Below are 22,815 nucleotides of genomic sequence, written 5' to 3'. Positions count from 1 at the left end.
CACGCTCCGTCGGTGGGGGTCATTCCCCGACGATCTCGGGCACGAAGTCCGGGTTCTCCTCCACCCACCGGTCCACGGCCTCGTCGTTCTCCTCACCGTTCAGCTCGTTGAACATGATGGTCTCCAGCGAGGAGACCTGCTCGTCGTCCATCGCGAACCGGCCGCTCCACTCGGCCACCTCGGGATGCTCCTCGGCGAACCCGGGACTGCTGAACGTGTGGATGTCGTTCGGCGGGCCGAGGGCGCCCTCGGGGTCCTCGAGGTCCCGGATCGGGAACGCGTCGTAGGCCCAGTGCGGGCGCCACAGCGTGGCGACCACGTTCTCCCCCGACTCGATCGCACCCTGCAGGTCCGCGAGCATCGACGGCGTGGAGGAGACGACGAACTCCATGTCCTCCAGCCCATAGGTGGGGATTACCGAGTCCTGCACGTAGCGGGTGAGGCCGGCGCCGGGCTCGATGCCGACGATGCGGTTGTCGAACTCGTCGGCGTGGTCGGCGAGCTCGGTCAAGGAGGTGATCGGGGCGTCGTCGTTGACGACCATCGTGTTCGGGTAGTCCTCGAACCAGACGCCGAGGTCCTCGATGTCGTCGCCGTACTGCTCGAGATAGTCCTCGTGGTTGTGCGGGAGCGCCACGTTGAAGTTGAGGTCGTAGTCCCCGGCGGCGAGGCCGGTGAAGACGACGCCGACGTCGGCGTGCTCCGTCTCGACCGCGTAGCCCTGCTCCTCGAGGATGTGCTTCCAGATGTAGGAGGCGGCGATGCCCTCCTCCCAGCCGTGGAAGACGCCGATCGTGATCGTCTCCCCGGAGCCGTCGCCACCGTCGCTGCCGGCCCCCTCGTCCGGGTCGTCCCCGCCGCCGCAGGCGGCGAGCGCCGGTGCGGCCGCCGTCGTGACGGCGCCGGCCGTCAGCCATGTCCGAGTAGTTCGCATGTCGGTCCTTCTCCTCGTGTGTCGTCGTCGACGACGAGTGCTGATCGAATCTGCGTCTGGCTCAGGTGATGGCTCGTGCCGGCGCGTGCTCCTCGTGAATGGTGTCGGCTCGGTGGGCGGTGGCTGGACGGGCGCGCGGCCCGCCCCGGTGGCCGGGGCGGGCCGCGCGTCGTGATCGTGCATGCCGGGTCGCGCCCGGCGGGGCCGCTCGAGGAGCGGCGCCCGGTCAGCTCTCGGTCTCGGCGTCCTCGGAGTCGGTCTCGGAACCGGCGCCCTCGGTGCCGGACTCGCCGCCCTCGGTGTCGGTCTCGCCGCCGGCCTCGCCGCCGCCGCTGACGACGGAGTCGATGAAGTCGGGGTTGTCCGCGAGCCACTGCTCGACGGCCTCGTCGTTGGAGTTGCCGCCCATCTCGTTGAACATGATGTTCTCGAGCTCGGCGAGGTCCTCGTCGCTGAACGTGAAGCCGGCGATCCACTCGGCGACCTCCGGGAACTCCGAGGAGAACTCGGCGTTGCCGTACGTGTAGATGTCGTCCGGCTCGCCGAAGGCGCCCTCGGGGTCCTCGAGGTCGCGGATCGGGAAGGCGTCGTAGGCCCAGTGCGGGCGCCACAGGGTGACGACCACGTTGTCACCGGAGTCGATCGCGGCGCTCAGCTCGGAGAGCATCGCCGTGGTCGAGGAGATGACGTACTCCATGTCCTCCAGGCCGTAGGTCGGGATGACCTCGTCCGTGGTGATGCGGGTGAGGCCGGCGCCGGGCTCGATGCCGACGATGCGGTTGCCGAACTCGTCCGCGTTGTCCGCGAGCTCGTCGAGGGACTCGATCGGGGCGTCCTCGTTCACGGCCATCGTCAGCGGCGCGTTCTCGTACCACATGCCGAGCTCTTCGAGGTCGTCGCCGTACTGCTCGATGTAGTCCGAGTGGGTGTTCGGCAGCCACGTGTCGAAGTTGAGGTCGTAGTCGCCCTGGGCGAGGCCCGTGAAGACGACGCCGGCCTCGGCGGTCTCGAGCGTGACGTCGTAGCCCTGCTCCTCGAGGATGGCCTGCCACAGGTGGGAGACGGCGATGCCCTCCTCCCAGCCGGAGTGGACGCCGATGGTGATCTCGCCGCCGGCCGAGCCGGCGTCGCCGCCGTCACCCTCACCGCTGTCGCCCTCACCGCCGGCGTCGCCGCCGTCGCCCTCGGACGTGCCGGTGTCGCCGTTGTCGCCGCCGTTGTCACCCTCGTCGTCCCCGCCGCCGCAGGCGGCGAGGGTCAGTGCGAGGGCCGACACGGTGGCCGCTGTCGTCATGAATCGCTTGGTACGCATGTCTCTCCTTGTGTTCTTCGTAGGGTCGTTCCTGCGCGGGGGCGCGTGCTCGTCCGGAGCGTCAGCTACCGGCCATCCGCTTGGCGCGGTTGACCGCGCCGTGCTGGGCCAGCGATGCCGTGAGCCGGTCGAGGTACATGGCCAGGATGACCACGCCGAGCCCGGCCTCGAAGCCGAGACCGATGTCGATGCGCGTCAGCGCCTGGTAGACCTGCTGCCCGAGGCCGGGGGCCCCGACCATGCCGGAGATGACCACCATCGACAGGGCGAGCATGATCACCTGGTTGACGCCGGCCATGATGGTGGGCTGCGCGAGGGGCAGCTGGATCTGGCGGAGGATCCGGCCCGGGGTGGAGCCGAACGCCTGGCCCGCCTCGACGACCTCGCTGTCGACCTGCCGGATGCCGAGCTCGGTCATGCGCACGGCGGGCGGCAGCGAGAAGATGATCGTCGCGACGATGCCCGGGACCTCGCCGACGCGGAAGAGCACCACGGCCGGGATGAGGTAGACGAACGCCGGCAGGGTCTGCATGACGTCGAGGAACGGCCGGATCGCCGCGGACGCTCGTGCACTGAGACCTGCCCAGATGCCGAGGGGGATACCGATGAGCACGGCGATGATGCTGGCCACCAGGACGAGGGCGAGCGACATCATGGCATTCGTCCACTGGTCCATGCCGTAGATCAGCAGGAGGCCGATCAGGGAGCCCAGCGCAAGCTTCCAGCCCTTCGCCAGGAAGGCGGCGGCGACGAGGATCGCCATGATCAGCCAGAACGGCGGGCTGCTGAGGGCGGTCATCAAGAGGTCGTAGGCGCCGCCGAAGACGGTCCCGATGAAGCTGAAGACGGCACTGAGCGTGCTGGTCAGCCAGTCGACGGCGGAGTTGGCCCACTCGCCGACCGGGACGCGGAAGAGCAGATCGTCGTCGTTCATCGCGTCTCCGTCTCGGTCGTGGTGGTCGTGGCGGCGTCGGTCGTGGCCGCGTGGGCGCCGCCCGTCGCGGCGTGGGCACCGCCGGCGTCGTCACCCGCCTCGTCCGGTGGGGAGAGGTCCTCCACCGACCCGCCGGCGTCCTCCAGCTCGCTGGGAACCATCGCCTCCAGGAGCGCCACGCGGGGGACGACGCCGAGGAGCCGGTCCTCGTCGTCCGTCACGGGGACGGCGAGACGCGCCTCGGCGGCCGGTGCGAACACCTCCGAGATCGGGGTGTCGACGTTGACCGCGCTGGTGTCCGGGTGGATGTACGGCCCGATCCTGTCCTCCCTGCGCCGCTGCGCCTCGAGGAGCTCCTCGTCGTAGACCGACCCGACGAGCCGCTGACGGCGGTCGATGACGTAGGCCGCGGAGACCTGGCTGTCCCGCAGGGTGCGCAGCGCCTCGCCGGGCCCGTAGTTCTCCCAGACCGTGGTCGCCGGCCTGGTCATGACCGAGCCGGCGGTGATGACGCGGGACCGGTCGACGTCGGCGATGAAGCGGGCGACGTACTCGTCCGCGGGGTCCGACAGGATCTTCTCGCCGGTGTCGATCTGGACGATGCGGCCGTCGCGCATGACGGCGATGCGGTCGCCCAGGCGGACGGCCTCGTTGAGGTCGTGGGTGATGAAGACGATCGTCTTGCCCAGCCGGGTCTGGAGCTCGACGAGCTGGTCCTGCATCTCGCGCCGGATGAGCGGGTCGAGCGCCGAGAACGCCTCGTCCATCAGGAGGATCTCGGTGTCCGAGGCGAGGGCGCGCGCCAGGCCGACGCGCTGCTGCATGCCGCCGGAGAGCTGGGCGGGCACGGAGTCCTGCCAGCCGCCGAGGCCGGTGAGCTCGACGACCTCGCGGGCGCGCTCGAGCCGCTCGGACCGACCGACGCCCTGGATCTCCAGGCCGTACGCGGCGTTGTCGAGCACGGTGCGGTGCGGGAGGAGCGCGAAGTGCTGGAACACCATCGACACCTTCTTGCGGCGGATCGCCCGCAGCTCGGAGCCCGAGGCCTTCGCGATGTCGGTGCCGCCGATCTCGATGCTGCCCGTGGTCGCGGGGTGCAGCCCGTTGAGCGTGCGGATGAGCGTCGACTTGCCCGATCCGGACAGGCCCATGACGACGAAGATCTCGCCGGGGTCGACGTCGAAGCTGGCGTCGATGACGGCGGCGGTGCCGAGGTGCTTGATCTCGTCCCGGCTGGCGCCGTTCTCGAGGCGCTCGACCGCGCGACGACCCTGTCGTCCGAAGACCTTGTAGACGTTGCGTGCACTGAGTGCGACCATCTGTCCTCCGTGATCCGAGCCTGTCCGCGGTACCTGGGGGGCGGCACGCGGTGGTCCGCTCGGTGCGCACCAGGCCTGTCGTCGTCACGAGCACGCACCTGGCAGACGCCGGCTCCCCGCGGGCGGGGAGCCCTGTCCAGGCCCGGTCGTCCCGTTTCCGGGCGCGGCCGAGCAGCGCTGTGACCACACAAGAGTGGGGGTGCCCGGGGATCTTTGCAAACACCGGGATGCCCCCAGACGCTGCGGGGAAGCCACGAAATCCGCGGGATCGTGCGGAAACAGCGCCCTTCGCGCGGCCGGGGCATCGTTAACCCATTGTGACCGGACGCCCGGCTCCGGTGGTTCTGCTCACTCGATCGGGGTGTCGGCCAGGGAGATCGAGTCGTCGAGGAACTCGTTCGTGTAGAGGACGTTCGGGTCCAGCTCGTCGAACGTGACCGCCCCCTCGGCCACGAGCACCGGCAGGTAGGTGTCGACGATCTCCTGCATCCGCGCCGGGTCGAAGGCGCCGAACGTCCCCGACGCCGGGTCGTCGTGCACGAGGTCCGCATCCAGCTGCGTGTCCACCGAGTACTCGGCGACGCCCGCCGAGTAGGTCCACGAGAGCTGGTAGGCGTCGACGAGCTCGAGGATGAGGTCGGTCGCCGGCCCCGGGTCCGCGAGGAAGTCGATCTGGGCCTGCTGGAGCACGGGTACGAGGCGCTCGAGGCAGGGGGAGAGCTCCTCGAGGCGGTCGGCGCGCACCGCGACGGGCCCGGGGTAGGTCGAGTGCCCCACCTCGGCGAGCAGGGCGCTCGCCACGGGGCGCGACCAGGGCTCGACCTCGTGCTCGTAGACGTAGGGCTCGTTGGTGAGCAGCCCCTGCTGGACGATGCTCGGGTCCGAGACGAAGCGGGCGGGCGTGCCCTCGTAGCTCGTGTCCGATCGAGCGAGGTCGAAGCCGGTGGTCGAGGCGATGAGCGCGGGCAGCACGGTGCCGCTCGTGACCACCGTGGCGTCGGTCGCGACGATGTCCTCGATCGTCTCCGCCTCGGGGTAGGTCTCCGGGTCCCACATGAGGATCTGCGGGGAGACGGTGAGCTGGGAGGTGACCGCGACCGTCGGCTGCGCCTCGTGGTTGATGATCGCGGAGTCGGTGTTGACCGCCCCGACGGTGATGTCGTCGTCGAGGTACATGAGCGCGGCGACCGACTGGAAGCCGACGTTCGGTCCGCCCGGTCGCACCTCGATCTGCACGCCGGTGTCGACGCCGCCCGCCACCAGCGAGCCGGTGACCGACTTGGCCTCGGTGTCGATCTCGTGGTCGTCGCCGACGAGCTGGTACATCGCTCCGTGCTCCGCCTGGGGCTGCCAGTCCTGCTGCATGACCACGGTCGCGGGGCAGACCTCGGCCAGGTCCAGGGCGCTGCCCGCCTCGGCCGCGGTGGCGCCGGGGGCCGGGCCGGCGGCCGCGTCGTCGTCGGTGGAGCCGCCGCCGCAGGCGGCCAGGAGCAGCGCGGTGCCGACGACGGCGACCACGGGACTCGCCCACCGTCGGCGTGCTCGCCCCGGTCGGGGGGCGTCCGACGTCGAGGTCGTACCCCGGTCGTCGGAAGTACGGGCGACGGTGCGGTGATGAGGGGACATGGGGGCTCCGGTTCTGCGGCTCATGCGCGCGGTCCGTACCAGCGGCTGATGACGAGGGAGTCGAGGATCGCGAAGAGCGCGAAGACGACGACGCCGAACAGCGCCGTGAGCGTGATGGCCGTGAACAGGGCGTCCATCTGCAGGCGCAGCGTGTAGGTGCGCAGGAGTCCGCCGATGCCGGCCGGTCCCTGCTGGAAGAAGTAGTCGCCGACCAGCGCGCCGATGACCGACAGTCCCGCGGCGGTGCGCAGGCCCGTGAACATCGACGGGACCGCGGCCGGCAGGGTGAGGTGGCGCAGCCGCTGCCAGCGGTTCGCGCGGTGCAGGGTGAACAGGTCGTGGGCGGCGCTGCCCGCCGAGCGCAGGCCGAACAGGGTCGTGGAGATCATCGGGAACAGCGCGATGATCACGCAGACGATGACGCGCGCCGGAAACCCGTACCCGAACCAGATGCCGATGAGCGGCACGAGCGCGAGGATCGGGATCGTCTGGAGGATGACCGCGTACGGGTAGAGGACCTTCTCCACCCATCCCGCGAGCGACATGAGCACGGCCCACGCCACCCCCACGACGACGGCGAACGCCAGGCCCGCCATCGCGACGACCACCGTGTTCCACAGGGCGTCGAGCATCGGGCCCATGACGCGCTCGTCGGCGAGCGCCCCCGCGTAGACCTCGTGCGGCGGCGGGAGCAGGAAGCGCTGGTCCTCGGGCAGCACCAGGTAGGAGACGAGGTACCAGATCGCGACGATCCCGGCGAGAGCGACCGCGACCGGCCAGACGGCGGAGAGCCAGGCGCCAGGTCCCGCGCCGCGCCTGCGGCCCGGCAGCGTGTCCGCTCCCCCGCCGCCGGACCCGGGCGTCGGCCGGACGACGTCGGCCTCGTCCGCGCGGGGATCCAGGGTGTCGGGGGCCTCCCGTACGACGTGGGTGCTCACGCGTTCGCCTCCAGCGCGGCGGAGACGCGGCCGGCGAATGCGGCGAACTCGGCGTCGTACCGGATCTCCGGGGGGCGCGGGTAGCCCCACGGCACCGGGAGGTCGGCGACGATCCGGCCGGGACGGCCGCTCATGACGACGACGCGGGTCGAGAGGTAGACGGCCTCGGACACGGAGTGGGTGATGAACAGGGCGGCGAACCCCGCGTCGGTGAAGAGGCGCAGGAGCTCGGTCTGCATCGTCAGGCGGGTGATCTCGTCCAGGGCGCCGAAGGGCTCGTCGAACAGCGCGAGGTCCGGGTCGCGCACGAGCGCGCGGGCCAGGGAGACTCGCATCCGCATGCCGCCGGAGAGCTCGCGGGGGAAGCGCTGCTCGGCGCCCGCGAGGCCGACGAGCTCGAGCGCGGCCAGGGCCTGACGGCGTCGTTCGGCCCGGGGCACACCGGTGAGCCGGCCCGCGAGCTCGACGTTGCCGAGCGCGGTGCGCCACTCCAGCAGCGTGGGGTCCTGGAAGACGTAGCTGATCGCGTCCGTGCGGGCGGTCAGCGTCCCGGCGGTGGGCTGCTCGAGCCCGGCGGCGAGGCGCAGGAGCGTGGACTTCCCGCAGCCCGACGGGCCGACGACCGTGACGAGCTCGCCGGGCGAGACGCTGAGGTCGACCCCGGTCAGGGCCTCGGTGCCGGTGGCGAAGGTCTTGCCGACGCCGGCGAGCGTGAGCGCCGCCGCGGACGCACCCGCGCCGGTCGTCGGTCGGGTCGGCTGGGGGGCGGCCTGTGCCGTCATGGCGGGTGCTCTCGGTCGGGATCACGGGGACAGGCGGCCGTCGGTCGGCCAGGGCCGCCCGACCCGGTTCCGCGTCACCCGTGCCCACCTCGATCAGGTGCCGCCCGGGGGCGGCTCGGGATGACGCGGGTCCCTGTCTGCCTGGGTCGAGGTTGTCCACAGCATAGGCGCGATCCCCCATCCTTCGTCGAGCGTGCGGTGGGGCGGTCACGGACAGGCGCCTCAGGTGACGTCCGCGCTGCGCACCCGCCAGAGGCCGACGACCATCGGGAGGACGATCCACAGCCCGACGTTGCTCAGCAGGTGCGGCCAGCTCGCCACCTCGCCCTGGGTGAGGTCGCCGACGGCATGGCTGAACATCACCCACGGACCGATGTCCGCCATGCGCTCGCCGAGCAGCATCTCCACCGTGTTGACGACCTGCGGTCCGGCGAGCGCCACGACGACGGCGAGCGGGGTGCTCAGTGTGGCCGCGCCCCACGCGGAACCGAGCAGCGCGTAGATGACGAGCGCGGCCGTGACCCCGGCGCACGTCCGCGCGAGGTCGGCGCCCGACCCGAGGTCGACCCCGGCGACGGCCGCGACCACGATCGCGACCGCCAGGCACAGGGCGGCCACGGCGAGGGAGACGACGAGCCCGGCGAGCACCTTCGCCGCCAGCACCCGGCCCCGGCGGTGGTCCATGGCGAAGGTGGAGACGATCGACCCCTGGCCCCACTCCGAGGTGATGAGCAGGCTCGTGAGCACGGGCAGGAGGAATGCGGCCGCGAGGGAGCCGGCCCCGAGGACGAGGCTGATCGTGGTCCCCTGCGCGCCCTCCGCGAGGAGGCCGACGACGACGAGGATCGGCGCCGCGCCGAGGGTGACGGCGGTCAGCGCTGCACCGGAGACGGTGTCGATCGACCTGCGCAGCTCGATGTGCAGGCGCCGGCGCATCGACAGGCGGTGGCCCGGGGAGACGGTGGTCGGGGCGATGGAGCTCATGTCGGGTCCTTCCGGGTGGGGCGGCGCTCAGGCCGCGGTGAGGGAGAGGAACGCGTCCTCGAGGGCGGAGCTCGCGGGGGCGAGCAGGGTGAGGGGGATGCCGGCGGCCTGCGCGGCGCGGCCGACCTCGTCGGCGCCGGCGCGGACCTCGACGCCCGCACTCGTGCTCGGCGTCTCGGCGCCGAGCGTCTCGAGCCCGGCGTCGCCCAGCGCGGCGACGAGTGCAGCCCGGTCGGCGGCGTCGACCCGGACCGATCCGGACCCGAGGAGCTCGGCGGCCGTCCCCTCCGCGCGCAGCCGGCCCGCGCCGATGACGACGTAGCGATCGGCCACCGTCTGCACCTCGGCCAGCAGGTGGGAGGACAGCAGGACGGTTCCGCCGTCGTCGGCGAAGTCGCGCAGGACGCCCCGGAACCAGCGGATGCCCTCGGGGTCGAGGCCGTTGAAGGGCTCGTCGAGGACGAGGATCCCGGGGTCGCCGGCCAGCGCCACCGCGAGGCCGAGGCGCTGGCGCATGCCGAGGGAGTACGCGCGCACGCGCCGGTCCGCGGCTCCGGTCAGCCCGACCCGCTCGAGGAGCTCTCCCGCGAGACCGGTCGGGCGATCGACCGTGAGGAGGGCGAGCCGCAGGATCTCGGCGCCGGTCCGACCGCGGTGCAGGGCGCCGGAGTCGAGCAGCTGCCCGACGACGCGGCCAGGGTTGGCGAGCGCCGTGAAGGGCTCCCCGCCGACTCTGGCAGAGCCGCCCGTGGGTCGGGCGAGCGCACAGATCATGCGCATGGTGGTGGACTTGCCCGCACCGTTCGGTCCGAGGAAGGCCGTGACGGAGCCGGGCGGGGCGGTGAACGTGAGGTCGTCGACGACGCGGCGGGACCCGTAGGTCTTGGTCAGGTGCTCGGTGGTGATCATGGCGTCAGCCTCGCGAGCACGGCGGGCGGTCGCCTCGGTCGTGCGGTCGGGACCGTCTCCGACGAAGGTCGGGGGTCGATGCGGTCGGGCGCGACCGAAGGTCGGAGGGTCGGACCGGCCGGGCTCCCTAGGCTGGAGCCGTGTCCGCCCCGTCCCGCAGGGTCCCCGACCGGGCACCCGCCCGCGTCCACCGGCGCACGGCCGCCTACCTGCTGTTCGTCACCGTCGACCACGTGGCGGGCCTCGTCGAGGGTGACCGGGCGCCCTGGCAGGACGTCACCGCCTGGGTGCTGCTGCCCGCCGTCGTGCTCGCCGTGCTCGCGCGCCGCCGATGGCCGGTCCTGCTGCCCGCGCTCGCGATCGTCGGGAAGGTGCTCACCGGGTCCTCGGTGCTGCCTCTGGCGGTGATGTCTCTCGTGCTGCGCCGCCGGGACGCGCTCACCGCGGTGGTCCTCGTGCTCGCGGCGGCCTCGGTCGCCTCCCCCTGGGCCCTCTCGCCCGACGAACGCGCGGAGACGACGCTCGGGTCCACCGACCACCTCGTCGACCTGAGCGCCACGGTGGGTCTCGAGGTCCTCGTGCCCGCCCTGGTCGGCGCCTACCTCGCGACCCGGCGACGGCTGACGGTCGAGGAGGCCGCACGCGCCGAGCTGGCCGAGCAGGCACGCGCGGCGCGCGAGCAGGAGGCGGTCCTCGCCGAGCGGCGCCGCATCGCGGCGGAGATGCACGACGCCGTCGGCCACCAGCTCGCCCTCATCAACCTGCAGGCCGGCGCGCTCGAGATCGCGCCCGGTGCCGGGGAGCAGGTGATCGAGCGTCACGCCGCGGCCATCCGTGGTGCCGCGTCGTCGGCCGCGCGCGACCTGCGCGCGATCCTCGACGTGCTGGGGGCCGACGACGCGCCGGCGGCGCTCGGCCCTCAGCCCGGTCTCGGCGACCTCGACGCACTCCTCGACGACGCGGCACGAGCCGGCGCGACGGTGCGTCGACGGATCGCGGTCGGTCCAGGCGCTGGGGCTACCGCGCGCGAGACGGGCGACGACGGCAGCACGCGCGAGGCGGATGCGGGACTCGCGCCCACGACCGCCCGCGCGGCCTACCGGATCGTGCAGGAGTCCGTGACGAACGCGCTGCGGCACGCACCGGGGGCCCCGATCGACGTCGAGGTCGGCGCGGACCCCGGTGCCGGCGTGCGTGCCACGATCTCCAACGTGGTCGCCGGGCAGGCAGGCCCCGACGGCGACGATGCGGCCGCTGGGTCCAGCATCCCGGGCCCGGTGCGCGCCGGGCTCGGGCTGCGCGGCCTGGTCGAACGCGCCCGCAGTGTCGGCGGCACGCTGGACGCGGGCCGGCGGACCGCACCCGACGGCGCACAGCTCTGGGTCGTGCACGCCCACCTGCCGTGGCGGGAGGCGGGCGAGGTCGGCGCCGACGCAGGTCGGACGGACACCGCAGCCGTTCCGCCACACGCACCCGCACCCGGACCCGGACCCGGACCCGGACCCGGACCCGGACCCGGACAGGAATCAACACCGACACCGACACCGACACCGACACCGACACCGACGGAGGAGTCGTCATGATCCGGGTCCTCGTCGTCGACGACGATGCGCTCGTCCGCTCGAGCCTGGCGATGATCCTCGCCTCGGCCGACGACATCGACGTCGTCGCCGAGGCCGCCGATGGGCGCGCGGGGGTCGAGGCCGCGATCGCGCACCGCCCCGACGTCGTGCTCATGGACGTGCGGATGCCCGTGCTCGACGGCATCGCGGCGACGGCGGAGATCCGCCGGGCCGTCCCCTCCGCGCAGGTGTGCGTGCTGACGACCTTCCAGCTCGACGAGTACGTGTTCGGAGCGCTGCGCGCCGGCGCGGCCGGCTTCCTCCTCAAGGACGCCGGTCCGCGACAGATCCTCGACGCGGTCCGTGCGATCGCGGGCGGCGAGGCGATCCTCTCCCCCGCGGCCACGCGCTCGCTCATCGACGCCTACGCCCCGAGCGACGACTCCGCCCAGGTCGCCGACGCCCGCCGGTCGCTCGCGATGCTCACGCCGCGAGAGCGGGAGGTGGCCGACGTCGTCGCGGAGGGTGCGTCGAACGCCGAGATCGCCACCGCGCTGCACATGTCGGAGACGACCGTGAAGTCCCACGTCACGCACATCTTCGGCAAGCTCGGCGTGGACAACCGCGTGAAGGTGGCGATCGCGGTGCGGCTGGCGGGCGGCCGGGGCTGAGCCACGCGTCGGCCGGGTCGGTCTTGTTAGCGTGACCGCCATGAGCGGACCGACACCGATCCTCATGGGCGTATACCGCTACCCGAAGATGCTCACCTCCAGGTCGGAGCCCGCCATCCTGGGGGTGCTGCCGGGGCGGGTGTGGCTCACCGGGCAGGGCGGTGTCTTCTTCGACACGGCCGCCGAGCAGATCAGCGCGAAGGTCAGCAGGACGGTCGGGCACGTCACGCTCGAGGTCGACGGCACCAGGCACATCGTCGCCGGAGTGGGTAGCGCCAAGGGCGGGCCGTTCAGCCCCGAGCAGCTCCAGGAGCTGCAGGACTCGCGGCAGGCGATCGCGGCGGACCCGACGACGCAGTCGTTGATGGCCGGGCGGGCGCTCTATGTCGGCACCGCCGGCAAGGTCGATGGCAGCTACTCCGGCGGGATCAAGTCGCTGGCCGGCGGGGAGATCGGTCAGCAGCGCGACTTCGGCGCGGCCATGCGTGAGCTGCTGACCGCGGTGGGCGTCACGCTCTGACGGTGCGGGTTCACCGTCCGCGCGCGGCGATCTCCTCGGTGATCGTGTCCGCTCCGGCGCCCGACGCGAGGAGCACGTGCAGCAGCAGCCGGGCCTTGCGGGCCGACAGCCGACCCGCCATGAGGGCGCCGCGGGCGATGAGGTCCTGCTCGGAGCCGGGGAACCCGTACAGCCGCGTCGTCGTCCCGCCGCGCAGGGTCCGGGAGGCCACGACGACGGTCACCCCGTCGGCGACGGCCTGCGAGACGAGCTCCGCCGCGGGCTCCGACACGTGGCCCACCCCGGTGCCCGCGACGACGATGCCGCGCACCCCGGTACCGAGGACGGCCTGCAGGACGGAACCGTCGTCGTCGAAGGGGGACTCGATCAGTGGGACGGCCACCCGCCCCGACGGCGGGGCCGCGAGCGCCGGGTGCCGCTCGAACGGCGACCAGCTCGGCCAGAACCGTTCCTCCACGATCACGCCGACCGGCCCGGTCCCCGGCGACTCGAACGTCTCAAGCGCCGTGGACGACGTCTTGGTCACGCGTGCGGCGAGGTGGACGGTGTCGTTGAGGCAGACGAGGACACCGAGGCCGCGGGCATCTGGCGAGCCGGCGGTGACCGCGGCCGCGAGCAGGTTGGCGGGACCCTCGGCACCGGCCATCGCGGCCGACCGCATCGCGCCGGTGACGACCAGGGGCGTGTCGTGGGCCCACAGCAGGTCGAGGAGGTAGGCGGTCTCCTCGAGCGTGTCGGTGCCGTGGGTGAGCACAACCCCGTCGGCGCCGTCACGGACCTGCGCGTCGGCCCAGGCGTGGACGCGCAGGACGTCTTCGAGCGTGAGCGAGGCGGACGGGACGTTCGTCAGCTGCTCGGCCGACACGTCGGCGACCTCGGCGAGCCCGGGGGTCGCCGCGACCAGGTCGGCGCCGGTGAGCGCGACGGTCGCGCCCTGCCCCGGCACGGATGTGGACATCGCGATGGTCCCGCCCATCGCCCCGAGCGCCAGGTGCGTCATACCCCCACCCTGGCACGACGGCGGGGGCCGGGTCCGCGATGCGCGGCCCCGGCCCCCGCCGCCCACGAGTGAGCGCGGTTCTGCCCGTCCAACCGCGCGACGGGTGGGCGGTTCCGCCCACGAGTGAGCGGGCTCCTGCCTCACGAGTGAGCGGAGTTCTGCCCGGCCGCCGAAGGAGGTCCGTACCGATCGCCGAGCGCGGTCAGTACCAGCCGCGCGACTGGATGTGCGACCAGGCTCCGCACGGGGTGCCGTAGCGGCCGGCGATGTAGTCGTTGCCCCAGGCGATCTGGGTGGCCGGGTTCGTGCGCCAGTCGGCGCCGAAGGCCGCCATCTTCGACCCGGGCAGCGCCTGCGGGATGCCGTACGCGCCGCTGGAGGGGTTGTGCGCGCTGGGGTCCCACCGGGACTCGTACGTGTAGACCTGGTCCAGGCAGGTCCACTGCGAGCCGGTCCAGCCGCGTTCGGCGGCCATCGCCCGGCCGATCTCGCGCGGTGTACCGGTCGGCTCCGGGTCCGGCGCAGGCGTGGGTGCCGGCGCCGGCGTGGGCGTCGGCGCGGGCCGACGCAGGCCGAGGGAGTCGGCCGCCCGGCCGGCCTCCCAGCGCCCGACGAACGGCTGGTCGGTCGACCGTCCCCACCGCACGATCTGGTCGGCCGGCCCCGAGCTCACGGCGTTGCGCAGGTAGAAGGACGCGGTGGACGGGCGGTGGACCCCGAAGGAGTCGACGCCGTCCCCGTCCCAGTCCCCGGAGATCGCGGTGTCCCCCGCGGAGCCGTAGCGGACGACCTGGTCGGCCCACCCGGAGGTGTTGCTGTTGCGGACGTGCAGCTCGACGCCGCGGTAGATGGCGAGGGTGTCGATGCCGTCGCCGTCCCAGTCGCCGACCAGGTAGTCGTCGGACGCCCGCCCGTAGGACAGCGAGACCTGGGCGTGGCGCGGCCGGACGTCGTTGGACATGAGCACCTGCGAACCGCGGTGCACCGCGAGGGTGTCGATCCCGTCGCCGTCCCAGTCGCCCACGAGGTAGTCGTCGCCCGGCCGGCCGAAGGTGACCTGGTAGTCGGCCGTGGTCGGGTTCGTCGAGTTCGAGATGTGGAAGGTCGTGCCTCGGCGCACGGCGAGGGTGTCCACGCCGTCGCCGTCCCAGTCGCCGACGTAGGCCGCGTCGGCGACGCTGCCGTAGCGGGCGGACCGGTCGCCGGCGGAGGTCCGGAAGTAGAACTGCGTGCCGTCGTCCCCGATCGGTCCGCCGTGCATGGGGAGCGTGGTCGCCGTCGGAACGCCCGCGACGGCCGCGGCGGGCGCTGCCTGGGCGGCCGGGGCAGCGAAGGCGGCTCCGGCGGCAGCGGGGGCCGTGACGGCCGCGGCGGCTGCGAGCGCGAGCGTCGGCAGGGTCCTGGTGGTCATGTGAACCTCGATGCTGGGGGGACAGGGGCTGCCCGCCCGGCGCGAGGCGCGCCGCCGACGTCCCGTCGCAGGTCCGGGGGGACCTGCGCGCGACCGGTCGGAACCGCGGGCCCGCGAACCCTAGGACGGTTGCCGTTACCCGGTCGAGACCTTGCGCGCGTAAGTGAGGGATGTCGCCGGAATCGGTAACACCGTCCGACCACCCGTCCCGGGGTCACCTCCCCGCTCCGACTCCCGCGTGCCCGCGCCCGTGGGGGCGTGGATCGGCCCCGGTCCGCATGCGCGGACCGGGGCCGGGTACGGGGGGCGAGCGACGCCGTCGGGCCTCGCTCTCACCGCGTGGCTGCGGCGTCGGAGCAGGTCAGAGCATGCAGGACACGCAGCCCTCGACCTCGGTGCCCTCGAGCGCGAGCTGCCGCAGGCGGATGTAGTAGAGCGTCTTGATGCCCTTGCGCCACGCGTAGATCTGCGCCCGGTTGAGGTCGCGAGTGGTGACCGTGTCCTTGAAGAACAGCGTCAGCGACAGGCCCTGGTCGACGTGCTGAGTCGCCTCGGCGTAGGTGTCGATGATCTTCTCGGGGCCGATCTCGTACGCGTCCTCGTAGAACTCGAGGTTGTCGTTCGTCATGTAGGGCGCCGGGTAGTAGACGCGCCCGATCTTGCCCTCCTTGCGGATCTCGACCTTGGAGACGATCGGGTGGATCGACGACGTCGAGTTGTTGATGTAGGAGATCGACCCGGTCGGCGGCACGGCCTGGAGGTTCTGGTTGTACATCCCGTGCTGCTGGACCGACTCCTTGAGCGCCGTCCAGTCCGCCTGCGTGGGGATCGCGACGCCGGCCTCCTCGAACAGCTCGCGGACGCGCTGCGTGCGCGGCTCCCACACCTGGTCGGTGTACTTGTCGAAGTACTTACCCGTGGCGTAGTCGGAGCGCTCGAAGCCGTCGAACGTCACGCCCCGCTCACGAGCGATCGCGTTCGACGCCCGCACGGCGTGGTACGTCACCGTGAGGAAGTAGATGTTGGTGAAGTCCAGCCCCTCCTCGGACCCGTAGTGGATCCGCTCGCGGGCGAGGAAGCCGTGCAGGTTCATCTGCCCCAGGCCGATCGCGTGCGACATGTCGTTGCCGCGCTCGATCGAGGGGACCGAGGAGATGTTCGACGCGTCGGAGACCGCGGTCAGCGCCCGGATCGCGGTGCTGATCGTCTTGCCGAAGTCCGGCGAGTCCATCGTCTTCGCGATGTTGAGCGACCCGAGGTTGCAGGAGATGTCCTTGCCCACCTCGTCGTACGAGAGGTCCTCGTTGAAGGTCGACGGCGAGGAGACCTGGAGGATCTCCGAGCACAGGTTCGACATGCTGATCCGGCCGTCGATCGGGTTGGCGCGGTTGACCGTGTCCTCGAACACGATGTACGGGTAGCCCGACTCGAACTGGATCTCCGCGAGCGTGGTGAAGAACTGGCGCGCGTTGATCTTCGTCTTGCGGATCCTGCCGTCCTCGACCATCTCGCGGTACTTCTCCGAGACCGAGATCTCGGAGAACGGCACCCCGTAGACCCGCTCGACGTCGTACGGCGAGAACAGGTACATGTCCTCGTTCGTCTTGGCCAGATCGAACGTGATGTCCGGGACGACGACGCCGAGGGACAGCGTCTTGATGCGGATCTTCTCGTCCGCGTTCTCCCGCTTGGTGTCGAGGAACCTGAGGATGTCCGGGTGGTGGGCGTTGAGGTACACCGCGCCGGCTCCCTGACGCGCACCGAGCTGGTTCGCGTACGAGAAGGAGTCCTCGAGGAGCTTCATCACCGGGATGACGCCCGAGGACTGGTTCTGGATCTTCTTGATCGGCGCGCCCGACTCGCGGATGTTCGTCAGGGACAGCGCCACGCCGCCGCCGCGCTTGGACAGCTGCAGCGAGGAGTTGATGCCGCGGGCGATCGACTCCATGTTGTCCTCCACCCGCAGGAGGAAGCACGAGACGAGCTCGCCGCGCTGCGCCTTGCCGGCGTTGAGGAACGTCGGCGTGGCGGGCTGGAACCGGCCGGCGAGCATCTCGTCGACCATGTCGCGGGCCGTCTGCTCCTTGCCGGCCGCCAGGGTGAGGGCGACCATGACGACCCGGTCCTCGAACCGCTCGAGGTAGCGGCTGCCGTCGAACGTCTTGAGCGTGTAGGACGTGTAGTACTTGAACGCGCCGAGGAACGTCTCGAACCGGAACTTCCGCGACCACGCCTGGTCCCACAGGCTCTCGAGGAACTCGTGGCTGTACTGCGCGAGCACCTCGCCCTCGTAGTAGCCCTCGGTGACGAGGTGGTCGAGCTTCTCGCGCAGGTCGTGGAAGAAGACCGTGTTCTTGTTGACGTGCTGCAGGAAGTACTGGCGCGCCGCCTGGCGGTCGGCGTCGAACTGGATCTTGCCGTCGGCGTCGTAGAGGTTGAGCATCGCGTTGAGCGCGTGGTAGTCGAGCTCCGGCGACGACAGAGCCTCCAACCCGGTGTCGGTCAGCGTGGTGGCCACAGGGCGTTCAGTCCTTCCTTGACCCGGGCGACGTCGTGCGGCGTGCCCAGGAGCTCGAATCGGTACATGTGCGGGACGCGACACTTGGCGGAGACGATGTCCCCCGCCAGTCCGTACGCCGACCCGAAGTTGAGGTTGCCCGCGGAGACGACCCCGCGGATGAGGGAGCGGTTGTGCTCGTCGTTGAGGAAGTGGATGACCTGCTTGGGCACCGCACCCTTCCCGTTCCCGCCCCCGTAGGTGGGGACCACGAGCACGTACTCCTCGTCGACGCGCAGGTGGGGCTCGGTCCGGCGCAGCGGGATCCGCTCCGCCGGCACGCCGAGCTTGTCGACGAACCGGTGGGTGGTGTTGGTGACGGACGAGAAGTAGACGACGCGAGCCACGCCGACCCCCTTCTCGGCCCGGTCAGGCCACCGCCGCGGCGCGCGCGGCGGCGAGGGCCTTGATGCGGTCCGGACGGAAGCCCGACCAGTGGTCGCCGTCGGCCATGACCACGGGCGCCTGCTGGTAGCCGAGGGCCTGGACGGAGGCGAGCGCCTCGGCGTCCTCGGTGACGTCGACGACGTCGAACTCCAGGCCCTGCTTCGTGAGCGCGCGGTAGGTGGCATCGCACTGCACGCACGACGGCTTCGAGTAGACGGTGATGCTCATGGCGAGCCGGTCTCCTTCCGTGGGGCCTGTCCGGGACTGCGCGGACTTCCGCGCGTGTAACTACAAGCGTGTGGTTCGGACGAGGCCGTGTGCGACCTCGGACCATCGACACTACACCTGGGGGTCGCTCCCCGCGACGACCACTAGGTCTTGTGGTGGCGTGTCATCCACAACCTGCTCTGTCCACAACCCGTCCCTCTGCCCTGTGCGTCCCAACCGGGTACCTGTGGAGCGGCGGTGGACGGCCGGGGTCGCCTCGCCGACCACCCCCGGGGGCACCCGGACCGCGAGTTCTCGCGGTCCCCACAGCCTGCCGCGCACCACTGACATCGGGGCGCGGGCCCGTGGACGGAGCGGGCGACGGCGGCCCCGGGCCTGGGGACGGACGCGCACCCGGGGCGGATGTCCACCGCCGCCGAGCGTGAACCTCACGGCGTGTCGCACCCGTGTCGGCGTGTCGTCCACAGGGTGCGCGTCGTCCGGCGTCGGACATCCCGGGCGTGTCGCTCCGACCCGGGGCGGGACATCGCCGCCGTCGCACCGCCGGGGCGGGCCCGCGCCCCGCCAGCGGTCGCCGACCGCACTCTCGGCGGTCACCGACCGCACTCTCGGCGGTCACCGACCGCACTCTCGACGGATCTGGCGTCAGTGCGCCTCGCCGGCGTCCTGGACCATGCGCGCCACGTGGACGCGGTTGGCCACGCCGAGCTTGTTGAACACGCGCCCGACGTGGGTCTTGACCGTGGCCACACCGAGGAAGAGCTCGGACGCGATCTCGGCGTTGGACAGGCCGCGGGCCACGGCGCGGGCCACGTCCTGCTCGCGCTCGGTGAGCTCGGCGAACGCGGCACGGGCCTCCTCGGCGGCGCTCTCCCCGTCGTCGACCTCCTCGGGCGCTGCCACGCGGGCCATGAGCTGGGCGGCCACCGACGGCGAGAGCGCGGGCTCCCCGCGGGCGGCCCGGCGCACGGCGGCCACGAGGTCCGCGGGCGGGGTGTCCTTGAGAAGGAACCCCTGGGCGCCGGCCCGCAGCGCGCTGATCACCATGTCGTCGGAGTCGAAGGTGGTCAGCACGATGACCCGGGTCGGCGCACCGGCGTCGGTGAGCCGCTGCGTGGCCGTCACGCCGTCCATGACGGGCATGCGCACGTCCATGAGCACGACGTCGGGACGGTGCTCCTCGACGAGGCGCTGCGCCACACGCCCGTCGTCGCCCTCGGCGACGATCTCGATCTCCCCGCCGTGCAGCAGCATGCGCAGGCCGGCGCGCACGAGCGGATCGTCGTCGATGAGGATCACCTTCACGGGCGCTCCGGCGGGCGGGGTCCCTTGCTCGCTCATGGCCCTATCCTCCACCGCGCCCGCGCCAGCCGCCGACGCTCTCGTCCCACGGCAGCCACGCACGCACGGCGAAGATCGTCCGGCCGAACCCGTCGGGCTCGACCCCGTGGTCGAGCGTCCCGCCCGCGAGGTCGGTGCGCTCGGCGAGACCGGCGAGCCCGCTGCCCGATCCGACGACGCCCCCGAGGGACTCGCCGTCGGCGCGCCCGGGGTCGACCTGCCCGGGGAACGGCATCGGGTTCGTCACCGCCACGGTGAGCACCTTGCCGAGGCGACCGGACAGCTCGACGTCGACCACGCCGTCGGGAGCGTGCTTGCGGGCGTTGGTCAACGCCTCCTGCAGGATCCGGTAGGCCGTGCGCGAGACGGTGGGCGACAGGGTGGCCAGGACGTCGTCGACGCCGGTCCCCGAGATGAGAGCCTGCGCCGGGGGCAACGGCACCGCGCCGATGCCGATGACGGACACCCGGACGCGCATGCCCACCTGCCGCGCGTCCGTGAACAGTCCGTCGACCGCGGTCATGGTCGGCTGGGGCGGCTCCCGGTGGCCCGCCCCCTCCCGGCCCGTTCTCCCGTTGTCGGCGCGCAGCACGCCGAGGACCTGCCGCAGCTCGGTCAGGGCGAGCTGGGCGTTGGAGCTGATGACGTCGGCGGCCTCGCGCACGGCCTCCGGCGGCAGGTCGGTGCGGTGGCTGAGCGCACCGGAGTGCAGGGCGACGAGCGAGATGCGGTGCGCGAGGACGTCGTGCATCTCCCGCGCGATGCGGTTCCGCTCGGCCGTGCGCGCCCGCTCGGTCGACGCCTCGACGACGGCCTCCGCCCGGCGGGCGCGGGTCTGCAGCTCGGCGAGCAGGGCCCGCCGGGCGCCGATGTAGGACCCGACCGCGAGGCAGAAGCCCACCAGGAGGGCCGAGACGACGATCGACGAGACCACGCCGGTGGTCGAGGCGATGATCGGCTCGGCGTCCTGCGTGCCCGCGATCATCGAGCCGGGCTCGCTCTGCGCGGGGGCCGTCACGTAGGTCTGCGTGACGTAGTCGTAGAACATCCCGCCCACGACCACGACGAGCAGGACGACGCCGAAGAAGACGTACCGCCTCAGCCGCCTCCCCTGCTCGATCGGGCGTGCCGCGTAGCTGACGAGCACGACGATCAGGGCGCCCATGGACGAGAAGGACAGCGTCGAGGCGAGGACCGTCACCGTGAGGGTCACCGTGCGCGGCCACCGCTTGCGCACGTAGAGCAGCCCGAAGCAGAGAAGACCCACGCCGAGCTCCACGACGAACGCTGTCCGGGAGGCGCCCGTGCTCGGGGCCAGCGCGATCCAGACGAACAGCGACCCGAGGATCCCGAGGATCGTCCATCCCCCGGCGAACACGTACGGCGCCGCCCGGCGCCACCACTTCTGCCGGACCTCAGCGCGGGCGGTGTCGGCCACGGGAGGAGCGGCTGGGAGAGGGTCGGGCCGGGGGACGCCAGCCCCGCCGACGCCCGGGTCGTCGCGGCCCGCGTCGGCATCCGCGCCGTCCGCGCCGCCGTCGCGCGGGACACCGCGCGCGCCGGAGAAGTCGGCCGGGGACGAGGTCATGGCGCCACAGTAGGTTCCGCGGGCACCCGCGGCGTCCCGCCTGCGGCCGGGCTCGATCCGCCGTCGGTCTGCCGGCATCCACCCAAGGGTGGACCCGGTCCCTCCCCCGACGTACGCCGACGGTCGTGCAGGACCAGCCTCCCGGCGCCGGGAAGCGACCCGTTCGGTCGATCCGCCGACCCCCTCCGCCAGGCGAACCTGGCGCCATGATCACCACCGACTCGCTGACGAAGCGCTACGGACCGACCACCGCCGTCGACGACCTCACGTTCACCGCGCGCCCCGGGCGCGTCACCGGCTTCCTCGGCCCCAACGGGTCGGGCAAGTCCACCACCATGCGGATGCTCGTCGGTCTCGCGACACCGACCGCCGGCACCGCGACGATCCTCGGCCGCCCCTACACCGAGCTGCGCAACCCGGGCCGGCACGTCGGCGTCCTGCTGGACGCCTCGGCCCAGCACAACGGCCGGTCCGGCCGCGAGGTGCTCGCGCTCGGCGCCCTGACGATGGGACTGCCGAGGACCCGCGTCGACGAGGTGCTCGAGACCGTCGGCCTCACGGCCAAGGAGGCCAGGCGCCGCGTCAAGGGCTACTCGCTCGGGATGCGCCAGCGCCTGGGCATCGCCTACGCGCTGCTCGGCGACCCGGAGGTGCTCATCCTCGACGAGCCCGTCAACGGCCTGGACCCGCAGGGCATCCGCTGGATGCGCAACCTCCTGCGCAGCCACGCCGAGGCCGGCGGCACGGTGCTGCTGTCCTCGCACCTGCTCAGCGAGGTCGCGCAGGCCGCCGACGACCTCCTCGTCATCGGCAACGGACGGCTGCTGGCCGCCGGCGCCAAGGACGAGCTGCTCGCCACCACCGACATCGAAGAGCTCTTCTTCTCGACCACCGCCAACGACGACCGTTCGGAGCGTGCCGCATGACCACCACCGTCCAGACTGCGCCCGCCGCACCTGATGCGGCGCCCCGTCCCACCGACACCCCCGGGATCTCGCTCGGCCGCCTCGTGCGGGTCGAGCTCCGCAAGGCGGTCGACACCCGCTCGGGCATCGGCCTCCTCGCGGCGATCCTCCTCATCGACCTCGTCGCCGTCGCGATCCTCACGTTCGCGGACGCGACCTCCGAGTTCGGCTTCGAGGGCTACCTCGCGATCCTCATGAACGTGCAGTTCCTGCTCCTGCCGATCGTCGGCGTCATCGCCGCGGCGGGCGAGTGGTCCCAGCGCACCACGCTGCAGACCTTCGCGCTGGAGCCCCGGCGCTCGCGGGTGATCGCGGCCAAGGTTGCCGCCGCGCTCGCCCTCATGGTGCTCATCACCATCGGCACGGTCGTACTCGCCGCCGCGGGCCACGCGGTCTCGCAGGCCACCGGCAACACGACCGAGGGCTGGGGCATCGACCCGCAGATCGCCCTGGGCATGCTCCTCATGCTCACGCTCGTCACCCTCATGGGTGTCGCGTTCGGTCTGCTGCTGCACGCACCGGCGATCGCGATCGTCACCTTCCTGTTCCTGCCGCAGGTCTTCTCGGTCCTGCCGCTGCTCCTGCCGAACCTCGAGGGCTTCTTCAGCTGGATCGACTTCCAGTGGGCCTGGAGCGCACTGTTCGAGGACGGCGGACCGACGGCCGGCGAGTGGGCGCGGATCGCGTCGACCACCGCCATCTGGGTGGTCGCCCCGATGGTCGCCGGCTGGTACCGCACGGTGCGCCGCGAGGCCGCCTGATCCACGTGCGGTGCGTCGCCGGGGGGCTGCGCACCGCACGGACCGGCACGACCGTGCCGGACACGGCGCCTGACCGGGACCACCCG

General features: G+C 72.2%; 20 protein-coding genes and 1 pseudogene. 5 read left to right on the top strand and 16 right to left on the bottom strand.

The features are described 5' to 3' along the window. Positions 1 to 19: 19 nt before the first annotated feature. The 9 genes from AC24HA_RS01930 to AC24HA_RS01890 all read right to left on the bottom strand — a co-directional run bounded on the left by AC24HA_RS01930 (position 20) and on the right by AC24HA_RS01890 (position 9,738). Positions 20 to 934 carry a glycine betaine ABC transporter substrate-binding protein gene (locus AC24HA_RS01930; RefSeq protein WP_425707172.1) on the bottom strand — a complete coding sequence of 305 codons (915 nt, stop codon included), beginning with the start codon at positions 932 to 934 and terminating at the stop codon, positions 20 to 22. A gap of 226 nt (positions 935 to 1,160) precedes the next feature. Further along, positions 1,161 to 2,246: a glycine betaine ABC transporter substrate-binding protein gene (locus tag AC24HA_RS01925; RefSeq protein ID WP_425707173.1), complete on the bottom strand. Its 1,086-nt coding sequence runs from the start codon at positions 2,244 to 2,246 to the stop codon at positions 1,161 to 1,163. Between the two features lie 61 nt (positions 2,247 to 2,307). Further along, the gene (locus tag AC24HA_RS01920; protein WP_425707174.1) at positions 2,308 to 3,180 is read right to left on the bottom strand and encodes an ABC transporter permease; all 873 of its coding nucleotides are present in this window, start codon (positions 3,178 to 3,180) and stop codon (positions 2,308 to 2,310) included. Continuing rightward, entirely contained in the window at positions 3,177 to 4,499 is a 1,323-nt protein-coding gene (locus tag AC24HA_RS01915; RefSeq protein WP_425707175.1) for a quaternary amine ABC transporter ATP-binding protein, read from the bottom strand. Before AC24HA_RS01915 ends, AC24HA_RS01920 begins: the two co-directional genes overlap by 4 nt. Positions 4,500 to 4,847: 348 nt before the next feature. Next, complete coding sequence (locus AC24HA_RS01910; protein WP_425707176.1) at positions 4,848 to 6,017, bottom strand: hypothetical protein; 1,170 nt, start codon at positions 6,015 to 6,017, stop codon at positions 4,848 to 4,850. A 128-nt stretch (positions 6,018 to 6,145) separates the two neighbouring features. Further along, a complete protein-coding gene (locus AC24HA_RS01905) occupies positions 6,146 to 7,063 on the bottom strand; it encodes an ABC transporter permease (protein WP_425707177.1) in 918 nt (305 codons plus the stop codon). Next, the gene (locus AC24HA_RS01900; protein ID WP_425707178.1) at positions 7,060 to 7,845 is read right to left on the bottom strand and encodes an ABC transporter ATP-binding protein; all 786 of its coding nucleotides are present in this window, start codon (positions 7,843 to 7,845) and stop codon (positions 7,060 to 7,062) included. The genes AC24HA_RS01905 and AC24HA_RS01900 overlap by 4 nt, the downstream gene beginning before the upstream one ends. Before the next feature lie 222 nt (positions 7,846 to 8,067). Beyond that, a complete protein-coding gene (locus AC24HA_RS01895; RefSeq protein WP_425707179.1) occupies positions 8,068 to 8,829 on the bottom strand; it encodes a hypothetical protein in 762 nt (253 codons plus the stop codon). Positions 8,830 to 8,856: 27 nt separating this feature from the next. Further along, the gene (locus AC24HA_RS01890; protein WP_425707180.1) at positions 8,857 to 9,738 is read right to left on the bottom strand and encodes an ABC transporter ATP-binding protein; all 882 of its coding nucleotides are present in this window, start codon (positions 9,736 to 9,738) and stop codon (positions 8,857 to 8,859) included. A 140-nt stretch (positions 9,739 to 9,878) separates the two neighbouring features. Here AC24HA_RS01890 and AC24HA_RS01885 point away from each other — a divergent pair, with 140 nt between their 5' ends. Genes AC24HA_RS01885 through AC24HA_RS01875 form a run of 3 tightly spaced genes read left to right on the top strand, consistent with a single transcriptional unit; the run spans position 9,879 to position 12,491 of the window. Continuing rightward, positions 9,879 to 11,321 carry a sensor histidine kinase gene (locus AC24HA_RS01885; protein WP_425707181.1) on the top strand — a complete coding sequence of 481 codons (1,443 nt, stop codon included), beginning with the start codon at positions 9,879 to 9,881 and terminating at the stop codon, positions 11,319 to 11,321. Then, a complete protein-coding gene (locus AC24HA_RS01880; RefSeq protein ID WP_425707182.1) occupies positions 11,318 to 11,971 on the top strand; it encodes a response regulator in 654 nt (217 codons plus the stop codon). The genes AC24HA_RS01885 and AC24HA_RS01880 overlap by 4 nt, the downstream gene beginning before the upstream one ends. A gap of 40 nt (positions 11,972 to 12,011) precedes the next feature. Further along, complete coding sequence (locus tag AC24HA_RS01875) at positions 12,012 to 12,491, top strand: hypothetical protein (RefSeq protein ID WP_425707183.1); 480 nt, start codon at positions 12,012 to 12,014, stop codon at positions 12,489 to 12,491. A 10-nt stretch (positions 12,492 to 12,501) separates the two neighbouring features. On the opposite strand, the gene AC24HA_RS01870 is transcribed toward AC24HA_RS01875, so the two are convergent. The 7 genes from AC24HA_RS01870 to AC24HA_RS01840 form a co-directional block, all read right to left on the bottom strand. Then, positions 12,502 to 13,491, bottom strand: coding sequence for an asparaginase (locus AC24HA_RS01870; protein WP_425707184.1), 990 nt, complete (start codon positions 13,489 to 13,491; stop codon positions 12,502 to 12,504). Between the two features lie 202 nt (positions 13,492 to 13,693). Continuing rightward, positions 13,694 to 14,902 (bottom strand): aggregation-promoting factor C-terminal-like domain-containing protein, encoded by a 1,209-nt coding sequence (locus AC24HA_RS01865; RefSeq protein WP_425707185.1) that lies wholly within the window; start codon positions 14,900 to 14,902, stop codon positions 13,694 to 13,696. A 361-nt stretch (positions 14,903 to 15,263) separates the two neighbouring features. Further along, positions 15,264 to 17,420, bottom strand: a complete 2,157-nt coding sequence (gene nrdE, locus AC24HA_RS01860; protein WP_425707186.1) for a class 1b ribonucleoside-diphosphate reductase subunit alpha — start codon at positions 17,418 to 17,420, stop codon at positions 15,264 to 15,266. Continuing rightward, positions 17,405 to 17,806, bottom strand: coding sequence for a class Ib ribonucleoside-diphosphate reductase assembly flavoprotein NrdI (gene nrdI, locus AC24HA_RS01855; protein WP_425707187.1), 402 nt, complete (start codon positions 17,804 to 17,806; stop codon positions 17,405 to 17,407). Before nrdI ends, nrdE begins: the two co-directional genes overlap by 16 nt. Before the next feature lie 22 nt (positions 17,807 to 17,828). Next, positions 17,829 to 18,074, bottom strand: a complete 246-nt coding sequence (nrdH, locus tag AC24HA_RS01850; RefSeq protein ID WP_425707188.1) for a glutaredoxin-like protein NrdH — start codon at positions 18,072 to 18,074, stop codon at positions 17,829 to 17,831. A gap of 645 nt (positions 18,075 to 18,719) precedes the next feature. Further along, a complete protein-coding gene (locus AC24HA_RS01845; protein WP_425707189.1) occupies positions 18,720 to 19,415 on the bottom strand; it encodes a response regulator in 696 nt (231 codons plus the stop codon). 4 nt (positions 19,416 to 19,419) lie between these two features. Continuing rightward, positions 19,420 to 21,003 (bottom strand): sensor histidine kinase, encoded by a 1,584-nt coding sequence (locus AC24HA_RS01840; RefSeq protein WP_425707190.1) that lies wholly within the window; start codon positions 21,001 to 21,003, stop codon positions 19,420 to 19,422. 206 nt (positions 21,004 to 21,209) lie between these two features. Between AC24HA_RS01840 and AC24HA_RS01835 the strand changes: the two are divergent. Then, a pseudogene (locus AC24HA_RS01835) lies at positions 21,210 to 21,860 on the top strand (ABC transporter ATP-binding protein); the annotation flags it as partial. A 65-nt stretch (positions 21,861 to 21,925) separates the two neighbouring features. Next, positions 21,926 to 22,729 carry a hypothetical protein gene (locus AC24HA_RS01830; protein WP_425707192.1) on the top strand — a complete coding sequence of 268 codons (804 nt, stop codon included), beginning with the start codon at positions 21,926 to 21,928 and terminating at the stop codon, positions 22,727 to 22,729. Positions 22,730 to 22,815 lie beyond the last annotated feature (86 nt).

The organism is Georgenia sp. Z1491 (assembly GCF_057652395.1).
Note: the sequence above shows the minus strand (reverse complement) of the source record. Positions and strands in the feature narration are given on the sequence as shown.